This window comes from Vibrio sp. Vb1755 (assembly GCF_033338635.1).
Classification (GTDB): Bacteria; Pseudomonadota; Gammaproteobacteria; order Enterobacterales; family Vibrionaceae; genus Vibrio; species Vibrio alginolyticus.
This window is the reverse complement of sequence record NZ_JAWOTA010000011.1, coordinates 55894-76913: the sequence shown is the minus strand read 5'-3', so window position 1 is coordinate 76913 and position 21020 is coordinate 55894. Positions and strand designations below refer to the sequence as shown.

The following is a 21020-nucleotide window of genomic DNA, read 5'->3' as shown; positions in this document are numbered from 1 at the left end:
TTTATTTCACTATTGAGCTAAGTTTGACTTTTATCTGACAAAAACTAGTCTGAGCTTCCATTCAGAGGAAGCAGTCATGCTCAGTATTCTTAGAAGTATTACGGTATCGTCCGTCGCCTTAATTTTTTTAGCGAGTTCTTTTTGCTCAACTGCCAAACAGAGTCCTAAACCGAAGGTCATCGTTGGTGTTATTGCGCAAGACGAAGCTAAAGACTCGTTTGACGGTAGCGTTGGTCCTTCGTACGGAATTAGTCTTGAGTATTTGTCTAACATTACTAAAGCTTTGGATTATGAGTTAGAACTTCGGACTTACAAGCATATTCCGTCTTTACTTGCGGATGTCGAAAGCAAGAAGATTGATGGTGCGGTTGGATTTAGTAAAACAGCAGCAAGAGAAAAGCGTTTCTTGTTTTCGATGCCTTTCTTTTCGAGCACTATCGCTGTTTGGTATCGGAATGCCACTTACCGAGATAGTGATGCGCGTGATCTTAAATGGGTGTGTGTTGAGGGCAGTGTGTATTGTGACAACCTCACTGAACGTGGTATCGATAAGATACATTATGTTAAAACACGTTTAGAGGCGTTTAATGAAGTTAAGCGAGGTAAAGCGAACGCGCTGATTTACACTTATGTTGGTATTACCCAATATTTGGATTTGAATGACATTGTAAAAGGGGTTGTCGATATTCCCAGTTGGTTGAAAAACGAAGAGGTGAGTTTTATCGCTTCGTTGGACAAACAGAGTCTGATCGATGACATCAACAAAATCCTTCAGTGGGAGCAAAATGGAAAAAACATTCGCTCCGTCGCCTCGAAAAATCCTTACCATATCAGTGATAAGTTATTGGTAGATTACCGACGTAATCATCAAAACAAACTAGTGATAACTTACAGCAGCAGTGACGAAGCTTATCCGTTTCTCTACCGAGATTCGCAAACGGGCGAGTTAGATGGCTTCTTTCCAGATTTTGTCGACTTATTGCAGTCTCGTACTGGCTTGAGCTTTAAGTATGTGAAGCCGACGTCGAGCCTTTCAAATGGATTAACGGCATTTGATGCCGATATAGTCCCCATCTCTTATGTGGGTGAGCTACCTAAGTCAGATTGGTTGTTCACTAAACCATTCATGCACAGTAATTACGTGGCTATCCAAGCGGAGCAGAGCAAGCGCGATAAATCTGCACTGAAAGAAGCGGGTATTCTGCTCACTTTGAAAAAGCAAGGGTTAGTTCATTTGGGCACTTGGCAGCAAGGCCAAGTTGATCATTATGATGATTTGAAAAAGCTGCTTACCGATTTGAAATCGGGCGTTTTGGATGTGGCTTACATTCCTGACGACATCGTTCACAACATGATTGCACAAGATCAAGTCGATGGCTTGGTGATCAATGCGGAGGACGTTTTGACGTTCTCTAATGCATTTGCGGTTGCAAACCACAATACACAACTTCAACACATGTTGAACAGCATCATCGAAACCATTGATTCTAACGAGATCGAAAAACTGCTGCGTTCTCACCGAAGCTTCAAACTGACTTATGGCTATGACGCGGAGCAGATCGCTACATTTGTTGTTGCTGGTTCATTCATATTCTGTCTCATGTTAATTGTGGCGTATTTCATCTTATCTCACATGCGACTTAAAGTGAGGTTAGCCGAATTTAATGCTGACAATGAGGAAGCGGAAAAGCAATGGCTGATGGACATCATCAAAGAGATCAATAGCTTGGTTTTTATCCATAGTGAAAATAACCATATGGAGATGAGCAATTGTGCCAACTACAACAGTAAACAGTGCCAACAATGTAAGTTGAAAAGTGATTCTGCGCACGCTCCTCTGGTGAATAATTTTGATGAACTGACCACTGTTATCGCTGGAAAGCGTATTTCAGAAGAGGTTGCCTCGTCGGGCTGTGAACTTGATATTAAACATGTATATCGAGAACGCAAAGTCATCGCTTCTCCTAGCGGTAAGAACAAGTTTGTACTGACTGTTATTCAAGATATTACCCAGCAAAAAGAACGTGAGCAGGCGTTAATCGATGCGCAAAAAGAAGCGCAAACCGCGGTACGTGCGCGCGAAAACTTTTTGGCAACCATGAGTCACGAATTAAGAACGCCATTGTCGGCAGCACACGGCATCCTCGATTTGCTAAATCGCCAAGTGACGGCAGATTCAAATCGCGAGTTAATTGCCCAAGCCATACGCTCGCTCAATCATTTGAATACGCTAGTAGACGAAGTACTGGATTATTCAAAGTTAGAAGCAGGGCACTTAACCGTCGCCCCAGTTAAGACTGACTTGCTTAAAACCTTGTGCGATGTGTTTCGAAGCTTTGAACCACGAGCGCTCGCGAAAGGTTTGGATTACAAAGTGACAATCAAACCATTTTCGAATGCTTTCATTGAAATCGACGCGCTGCGATTGGTGCAAATTACCACCAATCTACTCTCCAATGCGGTGAAATTCACTGCGGAAGGCGAGGTTGGAATCAGTGTCATTCTTCATGAAAAGCAGCTTATCTTGAAAGTGGCAGATTCAGGTATCGGCATGACGGATGACCAACTCGAAGGCATTCTCAATCCTTTTGTTCAAGCGGATGACACTATTACGCGTAAATATGGCGGTACTGGATTGGGGCTAAGCATTGTTGACCGATTGATCGACTGCATGGGCGGCGTGCTCTGCATCGATTCACAATTTGGCTTGGGCACGACGATTACCGTCAGACTGCCAATTGAGCATTGCGACTCTGAGCCAGACGTTTGTTTGAACTGGACGTATAGCGAGAGCTTACCACTTAATGTTCGCCAGTGGTGTGACGCGTGGAAAATGCGTCCAGCGACGTTAAAAACAATGGTGGCGAACCTTCACCCTATACACGACAGCGATGCCAGTTTTAATGGCCTAATGCTGCGTGACGAACAAAGGGTACTTGGCAGTCTTACGCTAAGAGAGATTCAATATCCAGATACATTGTTCAATTTGCTCAGCCAAACGCAGCAAGAAACCAAGCTTAGTGACGTAAATCAAGAAGTGGTTTCTTGGGTTCTCGGCACGGTACTGGTCGCAGAAGATAATCCCATTAACCAAAGTGTGATAGCAATGCAGCTTCATGAACTTGGAATCGAACCTGTCATTGTGAATAACGGCCGCGAAGCATGGGAATACATCAACCAAGATGAAAACATTGTGTTGCTGCTGACCGATTTTCATATGCCAGAAATGGATGGCTATGAGCTTGTTAGGCACGTGAAAAACTCCGAATTTAAAGCAATTCCAATCATCGGTGTGACAGCAGAAGATGCTCGTCTTGCCATTGAACGTACACAGGATATCGGCATTGATGATGTGCTCTACAAGCCCTATGACCTTAATCAATTAAAAACCGTTTTGATTCCATTTATCGGCGAAAAAGAGAGGGGTAGGCTGCCCGGCTGGATTAAACGGTTCAAAGCACAGGACGCAAAAGAGATTGCGCGCGTGTTTAGTCAATCAATGTCTACAGATATAAAAAACTTAAACGCCGCATCGACTGAGCGAGACAAAAAACGGGTCATTCATGGCATCAAAGGAGCGGTTGGGGCGATAGGGGTAAGCATGCTGGCTGAGCTTTGTATTGAGGCAGAACGAGTTACTGCTGCGGAGTTTGACAGGCGAACAGCGGAGCTAATTTTACGAATCGAGCAGGAGATCGAAAACATAAACTATTGGGTAGAGACAAATGAATACACAATTTAATGTGATGGTGATTGATGACCATCCGCTACAAACCACAATACTTACGCAAATATTGGAACGCTATTGCGCGCAAGTCATCCCTTTTAACTGTGTGGATGCCGCTATTCAGAGTGTGCAGGAACAATATTTTGACGTGATTTTTTGTGATATCCAAATGCCCGGAAAAGACGGCATCGATATGATGGAAATGCTCGATAAAGTCCAGTACCAGGGGCAAGTTGTACTGGTCAGTGCAATGGAATTGACCATTATTTCTGCGGTAAGAGCCATGTGCGAGGGATTTAGTTTTGAAGTATTAGGGAAGCTGCCTAAGCCATACGATGAAAATGAAGTCGTTGATTTGTTGGGTAAAATAAAAGATGAAAAAGCGAAACAAGTCAGCTTTGCGCAACCTATTGAAGTGGAAGATCAAGAATTCCTGTTTGCTCTGGCTGAAGGGCGCGTGAAAAATTATTACCAGCCTTTAGTCGATGTGCAAAGTGGGGAAGTGCTTGGGTATGAAGCGCTCGCGCGTTGGAATCATCCTATTTATGGTGTGTTACCCCCTCATTATTTTTTGCCAATTGTAGAGCGTTGCCGCCTTTCTGGAGAGTTGTTTCAAGCTGTATTGAGTAATGTTATCTATGACATGAAACACCGCGGATTGACGCAAAACGTATCCATCAATGTAGACCATGAAAACTTAGAAGATACGGCGTTCTCTCATTACTTTTTACAGCAATGTTTAGAGAGCGAGATTGACCCATCACAAATCACCATTGAAATTACAGAGCGAGATACATTTCAGACTAGCGCGTCCCTGTACAAGAATTTACTCAAGTTGAGGATGAACGGTGTCACTGTCTCAATAGATGATTTTGGCACGGGGTCATCGACGTTTGAAAAACTGGCTCAACTGCCATTCAACGAGTTAAAAATCGATCGTTCGTTTGTACAAGGTGTCGAATGCGACATCAAAAAACGCAACATCGTTGTTGCTATTTGCGCGTTAGCGAAAAGTTTGAATATACGACTGGTCGCGGAAGGTATTGAAGACGAAGTCACATTGCAAGCGATACGTGAGTATGGCATTGATCTTTGCCAAGGCTTCTACATTGATAAACCCATGCCACTAGAAGCCATAACCATACTAAATGAAAGATATGAATAAATTGAATTACTTGATCTTTGACGATCATCCTCTCGTTTGTGTTGCAATCAAGTCGTTGCTGGAAGAGTTAGGTAAAACAAATGGGGTATTTACTGCAACATCAGCGAAGATGGCATTACAAATATTGAAAAAGGAAGAAATTCAACTGTTGATCTTAGATGTGAACTTGGCAGATTGCGATGGGTTTGATTTCTACAAACGTATTAAATCCCATGGTTATGAAGGCAAAGTCATTTTCTTCTCCGCTGAAACTAGCCAAATGTACAGCCAAATGGCTTTTCGTTCTGGCGCTGATGGCTATGTGTGTAAATCGGAAAATCACGACATTCTTAAAGACGCGATAGAAGCGGTAGAGAAGGGGTATACCTTCTTCAAATTTAAGCAAGTTGTTAATAGCGTTCGAGAAATGCCACAACTTTCAAGCAGAGAAAGCGCAGTAATGAAGTATTTATTACAAGGAAAGTCCAATCGAGAAATCGCTTCAGTGCTATCAATAAGTGACAAAACAGTCAGCACATACAAACGTCGTCTATTGGATAAATTTAACGTAAAGAACATTGTTGAGCTAACAAGAGTGGCGGGGGCGTAAGACCGCATCATGACACTTAAAAGTATCGCGTTGTCTCTTTTCATCGCAACATTACTATTCGTCACTTCTGTCACAATGATTGGTGCGGTGTTAATTTCTTATGAAGTAAAGCAGTTCAACACTTACGCGAATAATTTAGCCAAAATAAAACAAAAAGTAATTCTCATGGGGCTATTGACGGAAGCGCAGCTCGAGCAATACAAAGGCATGAGCGTGAGTGAAGTAGAAGCGCAAACAGAGCTGAGCTTTCAAGATGCGATTTACTCCCTGTCACGTTATGAAAAACTTAATTACGTTGAAGCTGTTGCACGGAAATCGCTTCATCAGGCTGAAGCGTATTTATCAAATGCGTTCAATCGACAAAATGCCGTTATGTATTTTCGTTCTTATACTGGAAACAAACTCATCTTAGAGAAACCGATTGAAGCGCTAGAGGGAGTGAAAGCCACATTTGATGTTGATTGGTGTAAAAGTAACTATTCTTGTGTGTTAGCCGCGTGGAAAGAGCAACTAACGGACCGGGTATTGTTTTCCCTACCATTTAAAACGACATACTCCGATGACATGGCGATAAGCATCATGAGTCCGGTTTACTTTCAAGGTGAGTTAGTGGGAGAGTTTTCGGAACAATTGTACCTCTCGCCGCTTTATAATGATGGGAAAGCGGTGGATGTTCAAATTGCGAATGGGAACAAGCAAATGGTGATTTACTTCGCTGGCTACCCCTTTCCATCATTCGCGTACACCCAATCATATGTCGCAGACAACAACAATCTCATTGTTTACATGTACCCATTCAGTAAAATTGTACTGGATTACGTGTTCTTGTTTATCATCTTCTTTTTCGTAACCTTAGCGTATTACAACAAAGCTTATGAATCTAAAGAGAGCAAACTTCGCCTCGCGAAAGCACTGACGAACGTGACGAAAGATGATTTAACGGGATTGTTTAACCGCAGAGTCTTTCAAGATAGCGAATTCAAACGTCGTTTGGAAACCGCGCCATATTCTGTCATTGCAATAGATGGCGATAGGATCAAGCGAATCAATGACCATTACGGTCACCATGTAGGGGACGAAGTTATTGGGATTATTGCTGATGCTATGTCTAAAGTGTTTCGAAATAGTGATTATCTAGTTCGAACTGGTGGTGATGAGTTTGTTGCGATTCTGCCGGGTTGCAGTATCAGTCAATCTTCAATATTGGCGAAGAAGCTTCGTAGTGTCGTTAAAGATAACCGACTAAAGACCTTGGATATCGAAGTTAGTGTGAGTACTGGTATCGCGGCGAATGAATTACACGAAACGCTTCAGGACGTTATTGTACGTGCAGATGAAGATCTCTATGAGATGAAAAAACACAGACAAAAGTCCCATTAAGCAGCGCTAGTATTGACTCAATGTTAAGTTACGGAACATAACCATGACATAACTGTTTGATTAATTTGACCAAACAGAATGAGTGGTCTTTTATATTAGAGCAGTCAACAAATAGTGATTGCTCTATTTATTCTCGACCTTACATTTGGTGTCGCACGTGAACAAAGATCTCGACTTAAACTTACTTAAAATACTTGTCTTACTGGATAAGCACCGTCAGCTCAAGCCCGTTGCGAAAGCGATGGGGAAGAGCGAAGCGTCAATTAGCAAATACCTTGCCCGATTGCGACTCCAGCTAAACGATGAATTGTTTATTCGGCATCCTCACCACATGGAACCGACGGACTATTTAAAACGTCAATTACCTAAAATTTCCGATGCACTCGAGAAGCTTGAAACTTGTCTAATTAGAGATGAGTTTGAACCGGAAAATTACGAAAAAGACATCACCATTTGTTTGCCGCAAACCGCTCAATACTCATTTGGGCATTTACTTGCAATGGATTTAATGGCGCTGTTTCCCAAGGCGCACATTTCGATAGCAACGATTACAGAGTATACGATAGAAGAGATAATCCTAGGCAAAGTGGATGCGCAGTTACATTACTTCAACGAGGATGTTCCGAAATCTGTTTATCAGAAGTTCATCGGCTATGCGCCTGCTGTGTTAGTTGTCCCTGAAGAGCTGGGAATTACCACCCTAGAAGAAGCAGCCAAACTTCCCTTTATCATGTTAGAGATTATCGGTTGGAAAGAGAAAGAGCAGCTCGTTAAGCGTGCAATGGAAAGCCACGGTATGGTCATCAACCGTATTGCGGCTCTAGACAACGTAAGCAGCGTATTGAAGCTAATTAAGCAAAAAAGCGCCGCAACCGTGCTACTTGAATATCAGGCGCCAATTGATGGATATAAATTTATAAGAGTGCCAGAGCATTTTTACCCAGATGGCTGGCCAAAAGTGGTTGTACAGGTGAAGCAAAGCTTAAGACATGATGCAATGCACCAGCTGTTAATCGGTGCTATTGCAAAATACATGAGCGCTTAGCGGCAAAACTCAATGTTTTCTGACTGAGGAATAGTATGCAGAAGTTCAATCAACGTGTCCGCATGGTACTTTTTCAGAATACGCGTTTTGTAGGTGCTGATTGTTTTAGCGCTGAGTGAAAGTTGTTCAGAAATCTTCTTATTAGAGTAGCCTTGTACAAGATAATGGAACACCATGGCTTCGCGATTTGAAAGTGTTACGTTACCCGACGATGGTGTGTGAGTCGACTTAAACATTGAGTAACCGCGTGAAACACTCACAATTGCGTCGATAATGGTCTCTCTTGTTTCATGCTTGCTTAAGAAGCCGTTTGCGCCCATTTCGTACGCTGCTTTAGAAAGACTCGAGTAGTCGCGTGAAGAAACAAATAACAGTCGGCCACGATATCCCGTCGCTAAAATGTTTTTGGCTAAACGCATACCATCGCGGTCGCCAAGCACTACGTCTAGAATAATCAAATCAATCTTTTGGCCTCGAACAAGATCCATCACTTCCGCACTGTCAGTGGTTTGAATCACTTCAGCTGTGTTGACTACAGATTCAACTAGAGAAGCAAGAGCTTCGCTATACAATGGTTGAGCGTCGATAATAAGAACATTATTCAAAGTTAACCTCACCTAATACATCAACTAGTGTGCTGTCAGGCGACAGCGCAATTGGATGAATAGGATTGTAGGAAAAACCTTGCTAAGAGGAAGGAAAATGACTCTTTCCAAAAGTGAAAATCAGTGTCTTGATTATGGGAATAGCGATGTCAGGTATTGAAATACCTAGTGATAGGATGATTGCTTAAAACTTACGCTGACAGAAAACTAACAAACTGAAAGTGTTCTTTCAGTGTTCTATGCCTTCAGATTTTCTTGCGATGCCTCTAGCGCTTCGATTTAAACCCGTGTGTTCACAAGCGCAGTTTTATACCAAGCCACTTGAAGAGAGCTTGTTCTAAACCAGGCATGAGCACGGTAGCCAACTTTGTGATGATATCTGTTAGATAGGTTTGGCTATTGACGCTGAACATCACTTCAAATTATTTCTAAACTTTTCATTGACTCGGCCGCTAAAAGTGGAGGTGTTAATTCGCACTTTGGCCACTCATAATGTCGTGTTCAAAAATGAGACAATTTTACATGGTTTGGTATGGAAATGTGCGTTAGCCGTCCTTTTGATGGTTTACAAATTTTGTTGTAACGACTAAAAAGGACTTTTGGATTTTTAGCCAGAGAATGGCTTCTCATGGCGTTTGCATCAAACTTTTCTGATGCGTATTTTTGGTTGGATAATTGGCTTTATGAGTAACGTAACCAGCACCATTTTGACAGAAAGTGGTACCAATGAGCTTGAAATCATCGAGTTTCATTTAGAAAAAACATTGCCAGATGGCAGCACAAAAACTTGTTATTACGGCATTAACGTTGCGAAAGTACGAGAAGTGATTCGCGTGCCAGAAACAACCGATTATCCAAACGCACAACCTCATATGATTGGTGTGTTCTCATCCAGAGATGTACTGACGCCTTTAGTGGATTTAGCTGGTTGGTTAGGTGTGCCAACACGACAAGATCTGGAGCGCAAGTTTGTAATCGTTACGGATTTCAACAAAATGACCAATGGCTTCTTAATTGACAGCATTTCGCGTATTCATCGTATCTCTTGGAATGATGTGGAATCACCAAGTCAGTTTTTGGAAGCGGGCGAACAAGATTGTGTAGTGGCCGTTGTCCGTAAAGAAGGCAACCTGATCATGATTCTCGACTTTGAAAAAATCATCGCAGACATCAACCCAGAATTGAGTATGGAAAAATACGATGTGAAAGGAGACAAGTCGGTGGATCTCAACCAGAGAATGGTCGGTAAGCGTAATGCGAAAACGATCATGGTGGTGGATGACTCAGCATTTATTCGCTCTTTGATCCAAGATACATTAGCTTCTTCAGGCTACAATGTGATCACATGTAAAGACGGTGGTGAGGCGCATGAGAAGTTGATGAGCTTGATCGAGGTTGCGAAAGAAGAAAACTTGCCAGTTAAAGAGCTATTAGATGCGGTGGTTACGGACGTAGAAATGCCTCGAATGGATGGTATGCACTTAGTGAAGAGACTACGCGATACCGAAGCGTTTCATGAAATGCCGATCATTATGTTCTCGTCATTGATGAGTGAGGATAACCGAGCGAAAGCACTATCTCTTGGCGCAAATGATACGATTACCAAGCCAGAGATTGGCCGCATGGTGAATATGATGGATAAATACGTGTTTAACTTTGCGTAAAAAACCGATCAGATGAAACAAATAAGGCTGCCGATTGGCAGCCTTATTTTTATTGAGGGCAGGGAAGAATATCTAAGGTGTAACTCTCGTTTGGAGTCTGCGGTGGCCCATATAAAATTCCACATTGTGTAAGGCTAGCTCTTTTTTCGTCGGCTGCTGCAATGACCATTTCGCGAGTTGTTGAACCAGCCGGGTGATGAAATGTTTTCCAATCCGAGTCTTCTTCGTTCAGTCCTTGCACGAGTAACTTCATCGATTCGCTATCAGAATCAGGATATCCATATAAAAAAACACAGCGCTTTGAACCACCAATATTACAGCCGTCAAATGGTAAATCTGCCATTAAAGCACTGTCTACGAAGTTTGAAACGTAAGGCTTGCTTTCCAATCCCGCAATCGCCATTTTCCCATAACCGACGCCTAATGCTGACGCAATAGCGCCTTTCATTCCTTCCAAACGAGCTTCACGTGCATCACTTTGAAGGTTTAAAAAGCGTGGCGCGGCAGTGACAGCAAGAATACCGAGCACGACAATAACTACGACTAACTCTATTAGAGTAAATCCCGTTTGTTTTTTCATATTATTTTCACAGCAAGTTAAAGGTAGAAAAATACTGACCGTACACTTGTTTATTGTGTAAATAAGTACGGTAATGATAAATCGATCAGTAGTATAAAGAGGTGAGTTGTAAAGTGCTATACCGACGCCGCACTAATTGACTGAATCCATTAAATGCAACGGAGAATTCACGGGTCTAATTCGGCTAGATTTTAAGAGGTCATTAATTCCGCTGAAGAAATGCTGCGTGAACAGGCGAGCATGAATCCTCTTCGATGTAAGCAAACATGTACATCAGCGGAATGAAATACAAAATGCAAATGAGGGCGAACCGCACAAATGGATTGTCTTTTTATTCACTTTGATGAATGCTACGCGGAATTCATATCGCAGTATGCCTGAGGTATTCGTCATGTGAATGTGCTTTGGTTTTGTGTTTATTTTTCAAATATAAGAATAATCTAAATGGAATTCGATTCGATAAACTTCCTTGCAATAGGTTTGATATTTCTTGGCTCTTATGTCCAGACCGCAATCGGTTTTGGCTTGGCTATTGTTGCCGCACCTTTACTGATTCTTTGGGCGCCAGAATATGTTCCTGCGCCAATCTGTTTAGTCGCGTTATTTATTTCGTTGATGAATGCGATGAAGCACCGCAGTAGTGTTGAAATCGGCGGCTTAAAGATGGCGTTGATTGGGCGAGTGCCGGGATCAATTGCTGGTGGCTTGCTACTCTTTTTTGTATCTACACAAACTCTCACGCTTTGGATTGGTTTGTTGGTGCTGTTTGCAGTCTTGGTGAGTGTTTTACCGTTTCGGGTTGAGCCTACGCCTTCGCGTATGACATGTGCTGGTTTCTTTTCTGGGTTGTTTGGTACCAGTTCTGCGATTGGAGGCCCTCCGATGGCGTTATTGTTGCAGCATCAAGAAGCAAATCAGTTACGCGGCAACTTATCGGCTTTTTTTGTTTTCAGTTCGATTATTTCACTAATAGTACAAATCCCAGTGGGCTTCTTCACATTGCACCATTTGGTCATTACTATTCCTCTATTACCTGCTGCGGCGCTTGGTTACTGGCTAGCAATGAAAACTACCCAGTCGTTACCAAAAGAAAAGATTCGGTTTGGGGCACTTATGTTGTGTTTTGTGAGTGGCTTTACCGCCGTCGTACAAGCGTTGAGCCAATAATGCCATCTGCATCATAAAGTCACTGCGGGATTGCATTCCTTTTTATGTATGGCGGACTTGTTTACTTACGCCTAATTGGTCGTTTAGATGGGCGATAGTTTTATGAATAACACTCGTTATGGCACTTTTATGGCAGCATTCTCCTTTGTGATCTGGGGATTGCTACCAATTTATTATCGTTATTTACCAAATGCTTCTATGGATGAGTTGCTAGCATGGCGAATCATTGGGTCTGTACCTGTCGGGTTTCTAATTGTACTTGGGATAACCCGTCGAGGGCTGAATTGGAAAGAAATCTGGCTTGATAAAAAATCCTTGTGGTACACGTTTGTGGCGAGCAGTTTGATGTGTATTTCTTGGAGTGCGTTCACTTGGGCTTTGACCCATCATCGGGTCATCGATGCCAGCTTAGGCTTCTTTATTGGACCATTAGTATCTGTTGCACTGGGCGTATTTATTCTTGGGGATAAGCTCTCAATAGGCAAGCTTATTGCAATCGTGCTGGCAACAATTGGTGTTATGTATCAAGTGATTCACTATGGTCAGCTACCCGTTATCGCACTAACGATGGGGTTGTTCTTTGCTTTGTATGGGCTGTACAAGAAGAAGATAAATTATGACTGGAGTACAACCTTGTTTGTTGAGGCGTTGTTACTGACTCCAGTTGCACTCGCATATTTGCTCTATAAACAATGGGCAACTGGTGAACTGGCTTCGGGCACAGATACCACAACATTGCTTTTGTATTTTGGCAGTGCACCTATCACACTTTTACCACTCGTATTTTATTCTATCGCAATACGTATAACTAATTTATCAACCGTCGGTCTAATGCAATACATCGAGCCAAGCTTGCAGTTTGTGTTGGCAGTTATGTTTTTTGGCGAGTTGTTTGACGAAGTGAAAGCGGTGACCTTTGCATTTATTTGGGTAGGGCTGTTGTTCACAATTTTTGAAAGTATTATCAAAGGGCATCGGCGCAAAAAGCTGGTCAAACACCCCTTATAGTGGTTTCAATATTCTCACATATTAGCTTCTTTATTCTTATGCCCTCCATTCGAGGGCATTTTTAATGTCATGAAGCATTGGCTTTCGTTTTTTGCCCGAATAGAAATCATAACTTGAGATTATTTGACGCATTATCATAATGATACCGCTATAGTTATAGCCAAGTGACACGCTTATATAAGTGAAAACCAGATCAAGAAGGACGACATATGATCACTGCTCTGTATGCCAATATTCTCGCAATACTCATTATTTGGTTGGCTGTTCAAGTAATTAAGCAACGTCGCTTAAATCAAATTGCTTATGCCGATGGTGGGGTAGAGGCTCTACAAATTGCTCGTAGTGCCCAGAGTAATGCGACAGAATATATCCCCATCACCCTGATTTTAATGGCACTTTTAGAATTTAATAGTGCTTACCCAACATGGATACATCTCACCGGTATTATTTTTGTAATTGGTCGAGTTATTCATGCTAAAGGCATATTGAAAAAAGACTTGAAAAAGCGCATTAGAGGGATGCAGGTGACATTTCTGGTGATACTTTCATTGGTTGTGTTAAATATGATTTACCTGCCATACGATAAGTTATGGTAAGTCTGCGACGTTACATTCCACCACCTTGGGTACTCGTTCTGATTGGATTAGTACTGAATATTGGCGCGATCATCGTTACTAGCTTAGTCCTTGATAAGTTGGGTAAACAGCAATCGCAGCTCGCAGAGCAAACAGCAAAAAACTTGTATTCCATCCAACTCGCATGGAACAGTGTGGAAACCCTAGAAAGGAAAAGAGAAGCTTTACTGCTGCATGTGCACATAAGTCAGAGCGTAGCGATACCTTTAGAGCTAGAAGAGGTATTAGCAGGGCATTTATCTTCTTGGGTTCTCAACGAGTCGGATGAAATAAAAATTGATCAACTTCCTCAACTGATGTCAAAAATAAATCAGGCACAAGCTTCGTATAGAGACCGCATCGATAATTACTACATTGAGAATGTAGAGCTCAATGAGGTAATGGCAAAGCAGGATGAAAAGATCGCTTGGTACAAGAATATCGGACTCTTCTTGCAAGTATTCGGACTTGCGTTAATCCTTGCTCGCGACTTAGCTAGGAAACAATAAAAGCAAGAGCTAAAGATCAGGTTTATTGCGAAATGCCAATGGTAGTTTGCAAATTGCAATTTATTCGGTGAGCAAACAGTAGCTATTGGTTAAGTTTTAATGAAAGTGATTAAATAACAACCTGTTTTTGTGCGCTGAAAAGTTGGCACGCCTCATGCTTTAGTATGAGTGACCCTTTCTAAGCCGAGGGTCACCTAGCCAACTGACGTTGTTAGTGAACCATCTTGTTCACAAATATATACAGCCAATCACGACTCCTTGTGGTTGGCTTTTTTTTATGCAGTTTAGAACTGTGCTTTAATCCAGATCATGCGATGGTCGGAAGATACATCCTTACCATCACCATACTTACCGATACGTGCATCGTTAAATAGTTTACGGCCTTCTTCATAAGACGCTGACCAGTACACACCAGAGTCTATTACATTCAAATTTGCTGAAGGCAAGGCATAGTCTACCCCTAAGCCAAACGTTGAAGTGATGCGATTCGGATATGGGTGAGTTGAACTGCGGTCAACAGCGTGTTCAGCTGCACCAAAGCTTGTTGGGTAAAGCTCACCATTCATCACGGTTTGGTTAACCAATGGATCGTTGTGCAGCTCTTGCATTACAGAGCTAATACCGTCACCAGCCACTGGATCAAGGTTTTGATCACCCATCATTACGAATTTAGCGCCGTTCGTTAAGCCACCTGTTTTACCCGCATCGTCGTAAAAATAGTCTTTGCCTTGAATGTAATGATGCCAAAACTCCACTTCTGCTGCGTTTTGCGCTTTGTTTTTACCGGTGTCGAATACTGGTGGAGTAGGATGAGACATCAACAAGTGTACAACTTCCTCGCCATTGCGTGTTGGAATGATGATTGGCGCGTCGACGTGATTTTTCGAAGATAGACGCACTTGATCCCACTCTTCCGCTGAGTACCATTCATCACCACACTTCATGCCGTCTGGAATCTTTTGCGAACCGTCACAGATAGTAATGGTTGGAATTGTCGCACCTTCCATATCTTTCCATTTAAATGCTTGGAATGTACGTGTGTTTGCCGTGTCAATTTTATACTTAGACATAAGGGCAAATGCATATTGACCATGGTACATGCCAAAGCCCCATGCATCACCTGGCATTTGACCTGCGGTTCCGTTGTTGTCGAGATCAAACTCACTCAACAACCCTGTATTAGTTGAGTAAGATTCAGCATAAGGGTATTCAATAGGCTCAAGGTTTGCTTCACCGCCCGCGCCATTGATGCTTTGCGCGACAGACAAGTAGTTCTTCTGGAATCCTTCAATGGCTGCTTTGTTTTCGCCTGTTCCCTCGTTGTTGTATTCCGCCATCATAAGAACATCAGGACGATTCTTTTGAATGATTGCTGCAACGTTACGAATTTGAATGACTTTTTCCGCAGTGGTTTTGTCTTCGGCTGCGATTGAACCGTCTAAATAAGAGGTGACCAACGCAGCTTGCTGCGTTGGTTCAATTTGCATTTCATCTACCAAAGTTTCGAAGGTAGCGCGGTCAAAAGAGAGGTTGTAAGTCGCTATTTTTACTTCTTTAGGCTGAACATTGACGTATTCAGTATCGTCATTACATCCAGATAGTAGAGCGGCGCCAACAAGGACAGCGATAGAGGTTTTGATTGCTTTCATGGGTACGTCATACCTTATAATTAATTCGGCTGAATATTAAAGTCATCAGTCATTGTTTTAAGCGATATTAGTCACACAAACGTTTTCATATTTACATGTTCAATTAGTTTTTGTGTGATTTGTGCAATAAATGCAACACTTTCAACACCAGAAGGTTATATGTAAATTGTTAAAAAACGGTGTCGTTATTGATGCGAAATAGAGAGTCCGCCACCGTTAAAAAGAAAAGCGTAGAATTTAAGCGTACATGAGATGTTTGAGTTGTATGTTTATCGCCGTGTTTTATTTTTTATGTTTAAATTTCTGTATATAATAAGCAGTCAATCAGAAGTGAGGACGACCTCACCGCTCTATCTTTTCTCGGGGACGACCCCATCTCGTTGGGAAATGTGACATGGCTTGGGGAATTCTCTTCATTGCGGGCTTGTGTGAAATCGCATGGGCTGTCGGTCTTAAATATTCACAAGGGTTTACCAAATTCGGTGCTTCGGCATTCACTATTGTCTTTATGTTATTGAGCTTTTGGTTGCTTGGCATTGCGTTAAGAACCTTGCCTTTAGGCATTGCTTATGGCGTATGGGTAGGGATTGGCGCAATAGGCACGGCAGTCGTGAGTATTTATCTGTTCAATGAGCCAGCAACACTTATCAAAGCCTTAAGCTTGCTAATGATTGTCGCTGGTATCGCAGGGTTAAAAATATCAGCTTAACGTTAGGCTAAACACAAAACAGCCAGAGTCACTCTGGCTGTTTTTCTAAATGTCGTGTTTACGGTTCTGGGTAGGTATATCAAGCGTTGCGCTTAATAAAAGGTAACCGTAAGTGATGACCAAACGCATTAATTAATGCGCCTGTAACAATCAGACCGCCACCGACGTACGTCCAAATGATCGGAACCTCGCCAAAGAAAATGATGCCCAACAACACAGAAAATACGATCTGGATATACGAATAAGCGGAGGCTTTACCCGCTTGTTGAGTTTGCATCGCTTTGGTTAACCCCAATTGTCCAATTTGGGTAAAGACACCAACTAGAACCAACATGAAAGTCAGATATAGATCGGGCATTACAAAATCGTCGCCAATCAGTAAGAGTGAAGCGGGGAGAGCAACCAACGGGAAATAGAAAATGATCACTGAGCTGTCTTCTGTCTGACTCAGTTTTCTGACAATGACGTAGGCAATTGAGCTACCAAATGCGCCTAAGATCGCAATCATGACGCTAAACATTGGTAAAGCGCTATCTGAGCCTTGCCCAGTTTCTGGGCTTACCATGATATAGATGCCGAGTAAGCACAACGTAATACAAAGGAAAGTTGACGGCTGGATGCGCTCTTTCAAGAAAAATACGGCGAGTAGTGCAGTAAATACCGGATGAATATATTGGAATATCGTCGCTTCTGCTAAAGGTAAGGTGGTCACTGAATAATATACACACATCAGAGCCATCGTGCCCACAGCACCGCGTGCAAATAGTAATGGCTTATTATTGCCCCATACAGAAATTCGTTTTCGCTTTACATCGAAATAACTAATGATAAGTGAAACGAGCGCTCTTGCTGCAACGATTTCAAAAACGGGGATACCGTAGTTGCCGACGTGCTTTACTGTAGCCGACATCAGAGCAAAGCCGAACGCGGAAAGCACCATAAAGCGCACACCGATGGGAATCATAGTGTTGAATGAATTGGACATTTTACTGCTCATTTGTTGCGACAGATCTCACTTTAGCATACTTAGTTAGCGATTAAATCCTCTCAACTCAAACACTTCTGTCGACAAGATGAATAAACAGTAAAATACGTAGCAATTAATCTGCCTCTCTTCAGCGTAACAATAAAAACTCGATATTTAAGGAGCTTACATGATCCCGATAAAAGCAACGCATGTTTCAGGCGTTGTCATTTCAAAAATTGATGGCATAGAAAAAATGCTGTTACTCAAACGCGTAAAAGGTGGCTATTGGTGCCATGTTGCAGGTGGTATCGAAGCGGGTGAAGCCGGGTGGCAAACCATTTTAAGAGAGTTAAAAGAAGAGACACTAATTGACCAAGTTGAGTTACATACAGCAGACTTTCTAGAGCAGTTCTACGAAGCAAAAAATAACCGTATCATGGTTATCCCATGTTTTGTGCTATTTTGTCCGCCTAACCAATCAGTTGTTCTTAACGAAGAGCATACAGAGTATCGCTGGTGTACGCTTGAAGAAGCTAAGCAGCTGGCTCCGTTTGCCAATCAGCATCACCTCTATGAACATGTATGGAAGCATTATGTAGATGTGGCATCACTAACGCCATTTACGCTGATCGATCAAAAGGGCTAAATGAACGGCAACGGCTTTGATTAGTTTTTATAGAGAGGTTTGTTCTCATAAAATGAAGCGTTAGGATTTGCGCTGAGCGTTCACAATAAAAAGGAATAACATCTATGGATGAAGTTACATGCCAAGAGACGTATCAAGGAAATCACTTACAGAAGCGTTTTTCCGTCTCGCAAAGGGTCTCAATTGAGCCCCTCAACACGAAACACGCGTCCGCTTTACTAGAGGTTGTGAACACTCACCGAGAGAGCCTTGAGGGCTATCTACCTTGGACGGATTCTGTCACGAATCATAGAGAGGCCGTGAACTACATTTCCCTGCGAGTGAACAGTAACGCGCTGGATTCCCACTGGTGTGCAATTTATTTTGATGAGCAGCTTACGGGTGTTATTGGCATTAAAGGTGTGGATTTACATACACGTGTTACTGAAATTGGCTACTGGCTTGCCAATAATGGGCGAGGCCATCGTGTGATTGATCAAGTACTCGCAGTATTGATCCCTTTTTTGAAGCGGAAAGGGCACGCACAATTCATTCAGTTCCATTGTATGGAAGATAACATCGCTAGCATCAATATTGCTGAGCGTGCAGGCGCCACATTAAAAGAATACGTTGATCATGAGTTTGATATGCTTGACCGCTCTCAACGACTAGGCATTTATGAACTACGTTTGATGTAGTATCCACCCCAGAGATATTTTAATCAGAGTTCGAACTCTAACTTCACGAGCGCTACAATAGTAACATTGTTGCGCTCGTGTTAACTTGGAGCGTCATTGGTAGAAACTAGGCTAGGAGAAGCATCATGAACGCAATCACAGAGGTTGAAGTAGATAACTTGTTACAGCAAAGCCTCGAACGCTTAAAAGCGGCATATGCAGCCGAGCCTTATCCTAGTTTGGATGAACGTAAACAGCACCTCGTTTTGTTAAAAAAATCGCTGCTTGAGAACAAACAAGCGCTGGTTGAAGCGTTAAGTGACGATTTTGGCTATCGCTCAGAATTTGATACCGCTATGACCGACGTTTTGCCAACGGTCTCGCATATTAATTATACCCTCAAACGACTAAAAAAATGGTGCAAACCCAGCAAGCGCGAATCCGGCTTATTGCTCGCACCTTCTAAAGTCACCGTTCAGTATCAACCGTTAGGTGTCGTCGGGATCATTTCACCGTGGAACTTTCCTGTGATTTTGAGCCTTGCGCCTTTAGTGACAGCATTGGCTGCTGGCAACCGCGTGATGATGAAGCTCAGCGAATTTACGCCAAAAACCAATAAAGTCATCGTCGATATTTGCCGTGGGTTGTCTGAGTATGTCGAAGTTTTTGAGGGTGAAGCAGACGTCGCACAAGCATTCAGCCAACTGCCATTCGATCACCTTTTGTTCACGGGTTCTACGAGTGTTGGCCGCGCAGTGGCAAAAGCGGCAGCGGAAAACCTTACCCCGGTGACGTTAGAGTTGGGTGGAAAGTCCCCGGTGATCATTGCAAAAGATGCAGACATGAAGAAAGCCGTTGATGCTATCTTGTTTGGTAAATGCATTAATGCAGGCCAGATTTGTGTCGCGCCTGACTACGCATTTGTACCGCAAGAACGTGTCGAAGAGTTCATTTCGCTATTCTTAAAACGTTTTGAAAAGCTCTATTTAAAATCCAACAAGAATCAAAAGCTGACCCATATTGTCAACCAACGACAATATGATCGTTTGACTGCGCTACTTGAGGATGCAAAAGCGCAAGGTGCTAACCTTCACACTGTTGAAGCGTCGCCCCAAGAGGAACGACTTCTGTATCCTCATTTGGTCACGGACGTGTCGCCGAATATGCGAATCATGCAAGAGGAGATCTTCGGGCCATTTCTACCTGTTAAGCCCTACAATGCCGTTGATGAGGCGATTGACTACATTAATCAGCACCAAAGACCACTTGCGCTGTATGTTATGTCGGACGACAAATCGACCATCAAACATATTGTACGCCACACGCACAGTGGTGGCGTCGGCGTTAATGATACGGTTTTACATGTTGGCGCTGAAGATGCACCTTTTGGTGGCGTTGGTGAATCGGGTATTGGGCATTATCACGGAGAGGAAGGATTCAGAACTTTTAGTCATGCGAAAACCATTCTTCACACACCGAAATGGTTGCCAAGAACGAGCGTATTAATGCGCCGTAGGGGTATGGCGATAAAAGCGATCCAAAAGATCTTTGTTCGATAATAATTATGATTTGATTGATAAAAAACCGCCCGAATAGGCGGTTTTTTGTTTCTATATGCTCTGAAACGCTGGGCACCAAAGTCCGAGAAACTTCCTTCGCGTGCTACCAACAAAACAAAGAAAGGCTCTTGTTGAAAGAGCCTTGTTCAGGAAATGTCGAGAGGTTTTGGCAAGTTTAATGCAGAACTTCACTGCTGAATCTTAGATATCTACAGTCGTTCATCAGTTCTTTAAACGCCTTTCTGTCCAGCTTAATCAGAGTTTCATGATCGCCAGCTTCGAGATAGACATGTTCCAAATTTGCTAATCTTTCATCGCAAACTGTCGACATGTGGTAAGGGCTACCAATCGGTGGAATAGCGCCGTGTTCACAATCGGTGAAGAGTCGGTAAACCATACGCTCTTTCACCAAGTGGAAGGTGGCATTAAATTCGTCGTTTAATCGCGACAAACTGATTTTGTTGTTGGCAGGTAAGACCGCCATCATATGACGCCCTTCATGATCCTCTAGAATCACACCTTTTGCGATATTCATTAAAGGCACACCTGCTGCAACACCACTTTGTAGCGAGCTATGACTGTGGCTGTGATTCACGGTTTGAAAGTGAATGTTATGCTCAGTCAAATATTCATCTAATCGGGTTGCAATCGTCATATAGCCTCCACGTGTATGAGACCCATAAAAAGTATAGGTTAGTCGGGCGACAATCGCGCATTTTACTCGGCGACACTGACGCTCTTTACGCTCCTGTTCTACGCTTATTGCAAGCCAGCGAGAAAG

The 21020-nt window shown here is 42.7% G+C and carries 19 protein-coding genes; 14 read left to right on the top strand and 5 right to left on the bottom strand.

Features of this window, described 5'->3' with window-relative positions; translation table 11 throughout:
• Positions 1 to 76: 76 nt before the first annotated feature.
• From R7E00_RS12095 to R7E00_RS12075, 5 genes are all read left to right on the top strand, one after another.
• Positions 77 to 3742, top strand: a complete 3666-nt coding sequence (locus R7E00_RS12095) for an ATP-binding protein (RefSeq protein WP_262606048.1) — start codon at positions 77 to 79, stop codon at positions 3740 to 3742.
• Positions 3726 to 4892, top strand: coding sequence for an EAL domain-containing response regulator (locus R7E00_RS12090; protein WP_054576033.1), 1167 nt, complete (start codon positions 3726 to 3728; stop codon positions 4890 to 4892). The genes R7E00_RS12095 and R7E00_RS12090 overlap by 17 nt, the downstream gene beginning before the upstream one ends.
• Positions 4885 to 5481 carry a response regulator transcription factor gene (locus R7E00_RS12085; protein WP_017635347.1) on the top strand — a complete coding sequence of 199 codons (597 nt, stop codon included), beginning with the start codon at positions 4885 to 4887 and terminating at the stop codon, positions 5479 to 5481. Before R7E00_RS12090 ends, R7E00_RS12085 begins: the two co-directional genes overlap by 8 nt.
• 9 nt (positions 5482 to 5490) lie before the next feature.
• Positions 5491 to 6861, top strand: a complete 1371-nt coding sequence (locus tag R7E00_RS12080) for a GGDEF domain-containing protein (protein ID WP_262606047.1) — start codon at positions 5491 to 5493, stop codon at positions 6859 to 6861.
• Positions 6862 to 7018: 157 nt separating this feature from the next.
• Complete coding sequence (locus R7E00_RS12075) at positions 7019 to 7906, top strand: LysR family transcriptional regulator (protein WP_025767842.1); 888 nt, start codon at positions 7019 to 7021, stop codon at positions 7904 to 7906.
• On the opposite strand, the gene R7E00_RS12070 is transcribed toward R7E00_RS12075, so the two are convergent.
• A complete protein-coding gene (locus R7E00_RS12070; RefSeq protein ID WP_054701768.1) occupies positions 7903 to 8511 on the bottom strand; it encodes a response regulator transcription factor in 609 nt (202 codons plus the stop codon). The genes R7E00_RS12075 and R7E00_RS12070 overlap by 4 nt on opposite strands.
• Before the next feature lie 683 nt (positions 8512 to 9194).
• On the opposite strand from R7E00_RS12070, the gene R7E00_RS12065 reads away from it, so the two are divergent.
• The gene (locus R7E00_RS12065) at positions 9195 to 10175 is read left to right on the top strand and encodes a chemotaxis protein (RefSeq protein WP_025998672.1); all 981 of its coding nucleotides are present in this window, start codon (positions 9195 to 9197) and stop codon (positions 10173 to 10175) included.
• 49 nt (positions 10176 to 10224) lie between these two features.
• On the opposite strand, the gene R7E00_RS12060 is transcribed toward R7E00_RS12065, so the two are convergent.
• Positions 10225 to 10755 carry a prepilin-type N-terminal cleavage/methylation domain-containing protein gene (locus R7E00_RS12060; RefSeq protein ID WP_005376513.1) on the bottom strand — a complete coding sequence of 177 codons (531 nt, stop codon included), beginning with the start codon at positions 10753 to 10755 and terminating at the stop codon, positions 10225 to 10227.
• 444 nt (positions 10756 to 11199) lie between these two features.
• Here R7E00_RS12060 and R7E00_RS12055 point away from each other — a divergent pair, with 444 nt between their 5' ends.
• From R7E00_RS12055 to R7E00_RS12040, 4 genes are all read left to right on the top strand, one after another.
• Positions 11200 to 11922 (top strand): sulfite exporter TauE/SafE family protein, encoded by a 723-nt coding sequence (locus R7E00_RS12055; RefSeq protein ID WP_005390054.1) that lies wholly within the window; start codon positions 11200 to 11202, stop codon positions 11920 to 11922.
• A 102-nt stretch (positions 11923 to 12024) separates the two neighbouring features.
• Positions 12025 to 12930: an EamA family transporter RarD gene (rarD, locus tag R7E00_RS12050; RefSeq protein ID WP_085569263.1), complete on the top strand. Its 906-nt coding sequence runs from the start codon at positions 12025 to 12027 to the stop codon at positions 12928 to 12930.
• A gap of 209 nt (positions 12931 to 13139) precedes the next feature.
• Complete coding sequence (locus tag R7E00_RS12045) at positions 13140 to 13526, top strand: MAPEG family protein (RefSeq protein WP_005376510.1); 387 nt, start codon at positions 13140 to 13142, stop codon at positions 13524 to 13526.
• Positions 13520 to 14053, top strand: coding sequence for a hypothetical protein (locus tag R7E00_RS12040; protein WP_054574616.1), 534 nt, complete (start codon positions 13520 to 13522; stop codon positions 14051 to 14053). Before R7E00_RS12045 ends, R7E00_RS12040 begins: the two co-directional genes overlap by 7 nt.
• Positions 14054 to 14337: 284 nt before the next feature.
• Here the strand turns inward: R7E00_RS12040 and R7E00_RS12035 are convergent, their stop codons facing one another.
• Positions 14338 to 15702 carry an endonuclease/exonuclease/phosphatase family protein gene (locus R7E00_RS12035; protein ID WP_258628168.1) on the bottom strand — a complete coding sequence of 455 codons (1365 nt, stop codon included), beginning with the start codon at positions 15700 to 15702 and terminating at the stop codon, positions 14338 to 14340.
• Positions 15703 to 16096: 394 nt separating this feature from the next.
• On the opposite strand from R7E00_RS12035, the gene R7E00_RS12030 reads away from it, so the two are divergent.
• On the top strand, positions 16097 to 16411 hold the full coding sequence (locus R7E00_RS12030) for a DMT family transporter (protein ID WP_005376506.1): 315 nt from the start codon (positions 16097 to 16099) through the stop codon (positions 16409 to 16411).
• Between the two features lie 79 nt (positions 16412 to 16490).
• Here R7E00_RS12030 and R7E00_RS12025 read toward each other — a convergent pair whose 3' ends face one another.
• Positions 16491 to 17396 carry a DMT family transporter gene (locus R7E00_RS12025; protein WP_053303529.1) on the bottom strand — a complete coding sequence of 302 codons (906 nt, stop codon included), beginning with the start codon at positions 17394 to 17396 and terminating at the stop codon, positions 16491 to 16493.
• 169 nt (positions 17397 to 17565) lie between these two features.
• On the opposite strand from R7E00_RS12025, the gene R7E00_RS12020 reads away from it, so the two are divergent.
• From R7E00_RS12020 to R7E00_RS12010, 3 genes are all read left to right on the top strand, one after another.
• A complete protein-coding gene (locus R7E00_RS12020; RefSeq protein WP_005376504.1) occupies positions 17566 to 18024 on the top strand; it encodes an NUDIX hydrolase in 459 nt (152 codons plus the stop codon).
• A 104-nt stretch (positions 18025 to 18128) separates the two neighbouring features.
• Positions 18129 to 18701, top strand: coding sequence for a GNAT family N-acetyltransferase (locus R7E00_RS12015; protein WP_262606046.1), 573 nt, complete (start codon positions 18129 to 18131; stop codon positions 18699 to 18701).
• A gap of 125 nt (positions 18702 to 18826) precedes the next feature.
• On the top strand, positions 18827 to 20239 hold the full coding sequence (locus R7E00_RS12010; protein ID WP_213899953.1) for a coniferyl aldehyde dehydrogenase: 1413 nt from the start codon (positions 18827 to 18829) through the stop codon (positions 20237 to 20239).
• 175 nt (positions 20240 to 20414) lie between these two features.
• On the opposite strand, the gene R7E00_RS12005 is transcribed toward R7E00_RS12010, so the two are convergent.
• Entirely contained in the window at positions 20415 to 20894 is a 480-nt protein-coding gene (locus R7E00_RS12005) for an aminoacyl-tRNA deacylase (RefSeq protein ID WP_005376501.1), read from the bottom strand.
• Positions 20895 to 21020: the final 126 nt, after the last annotated feature.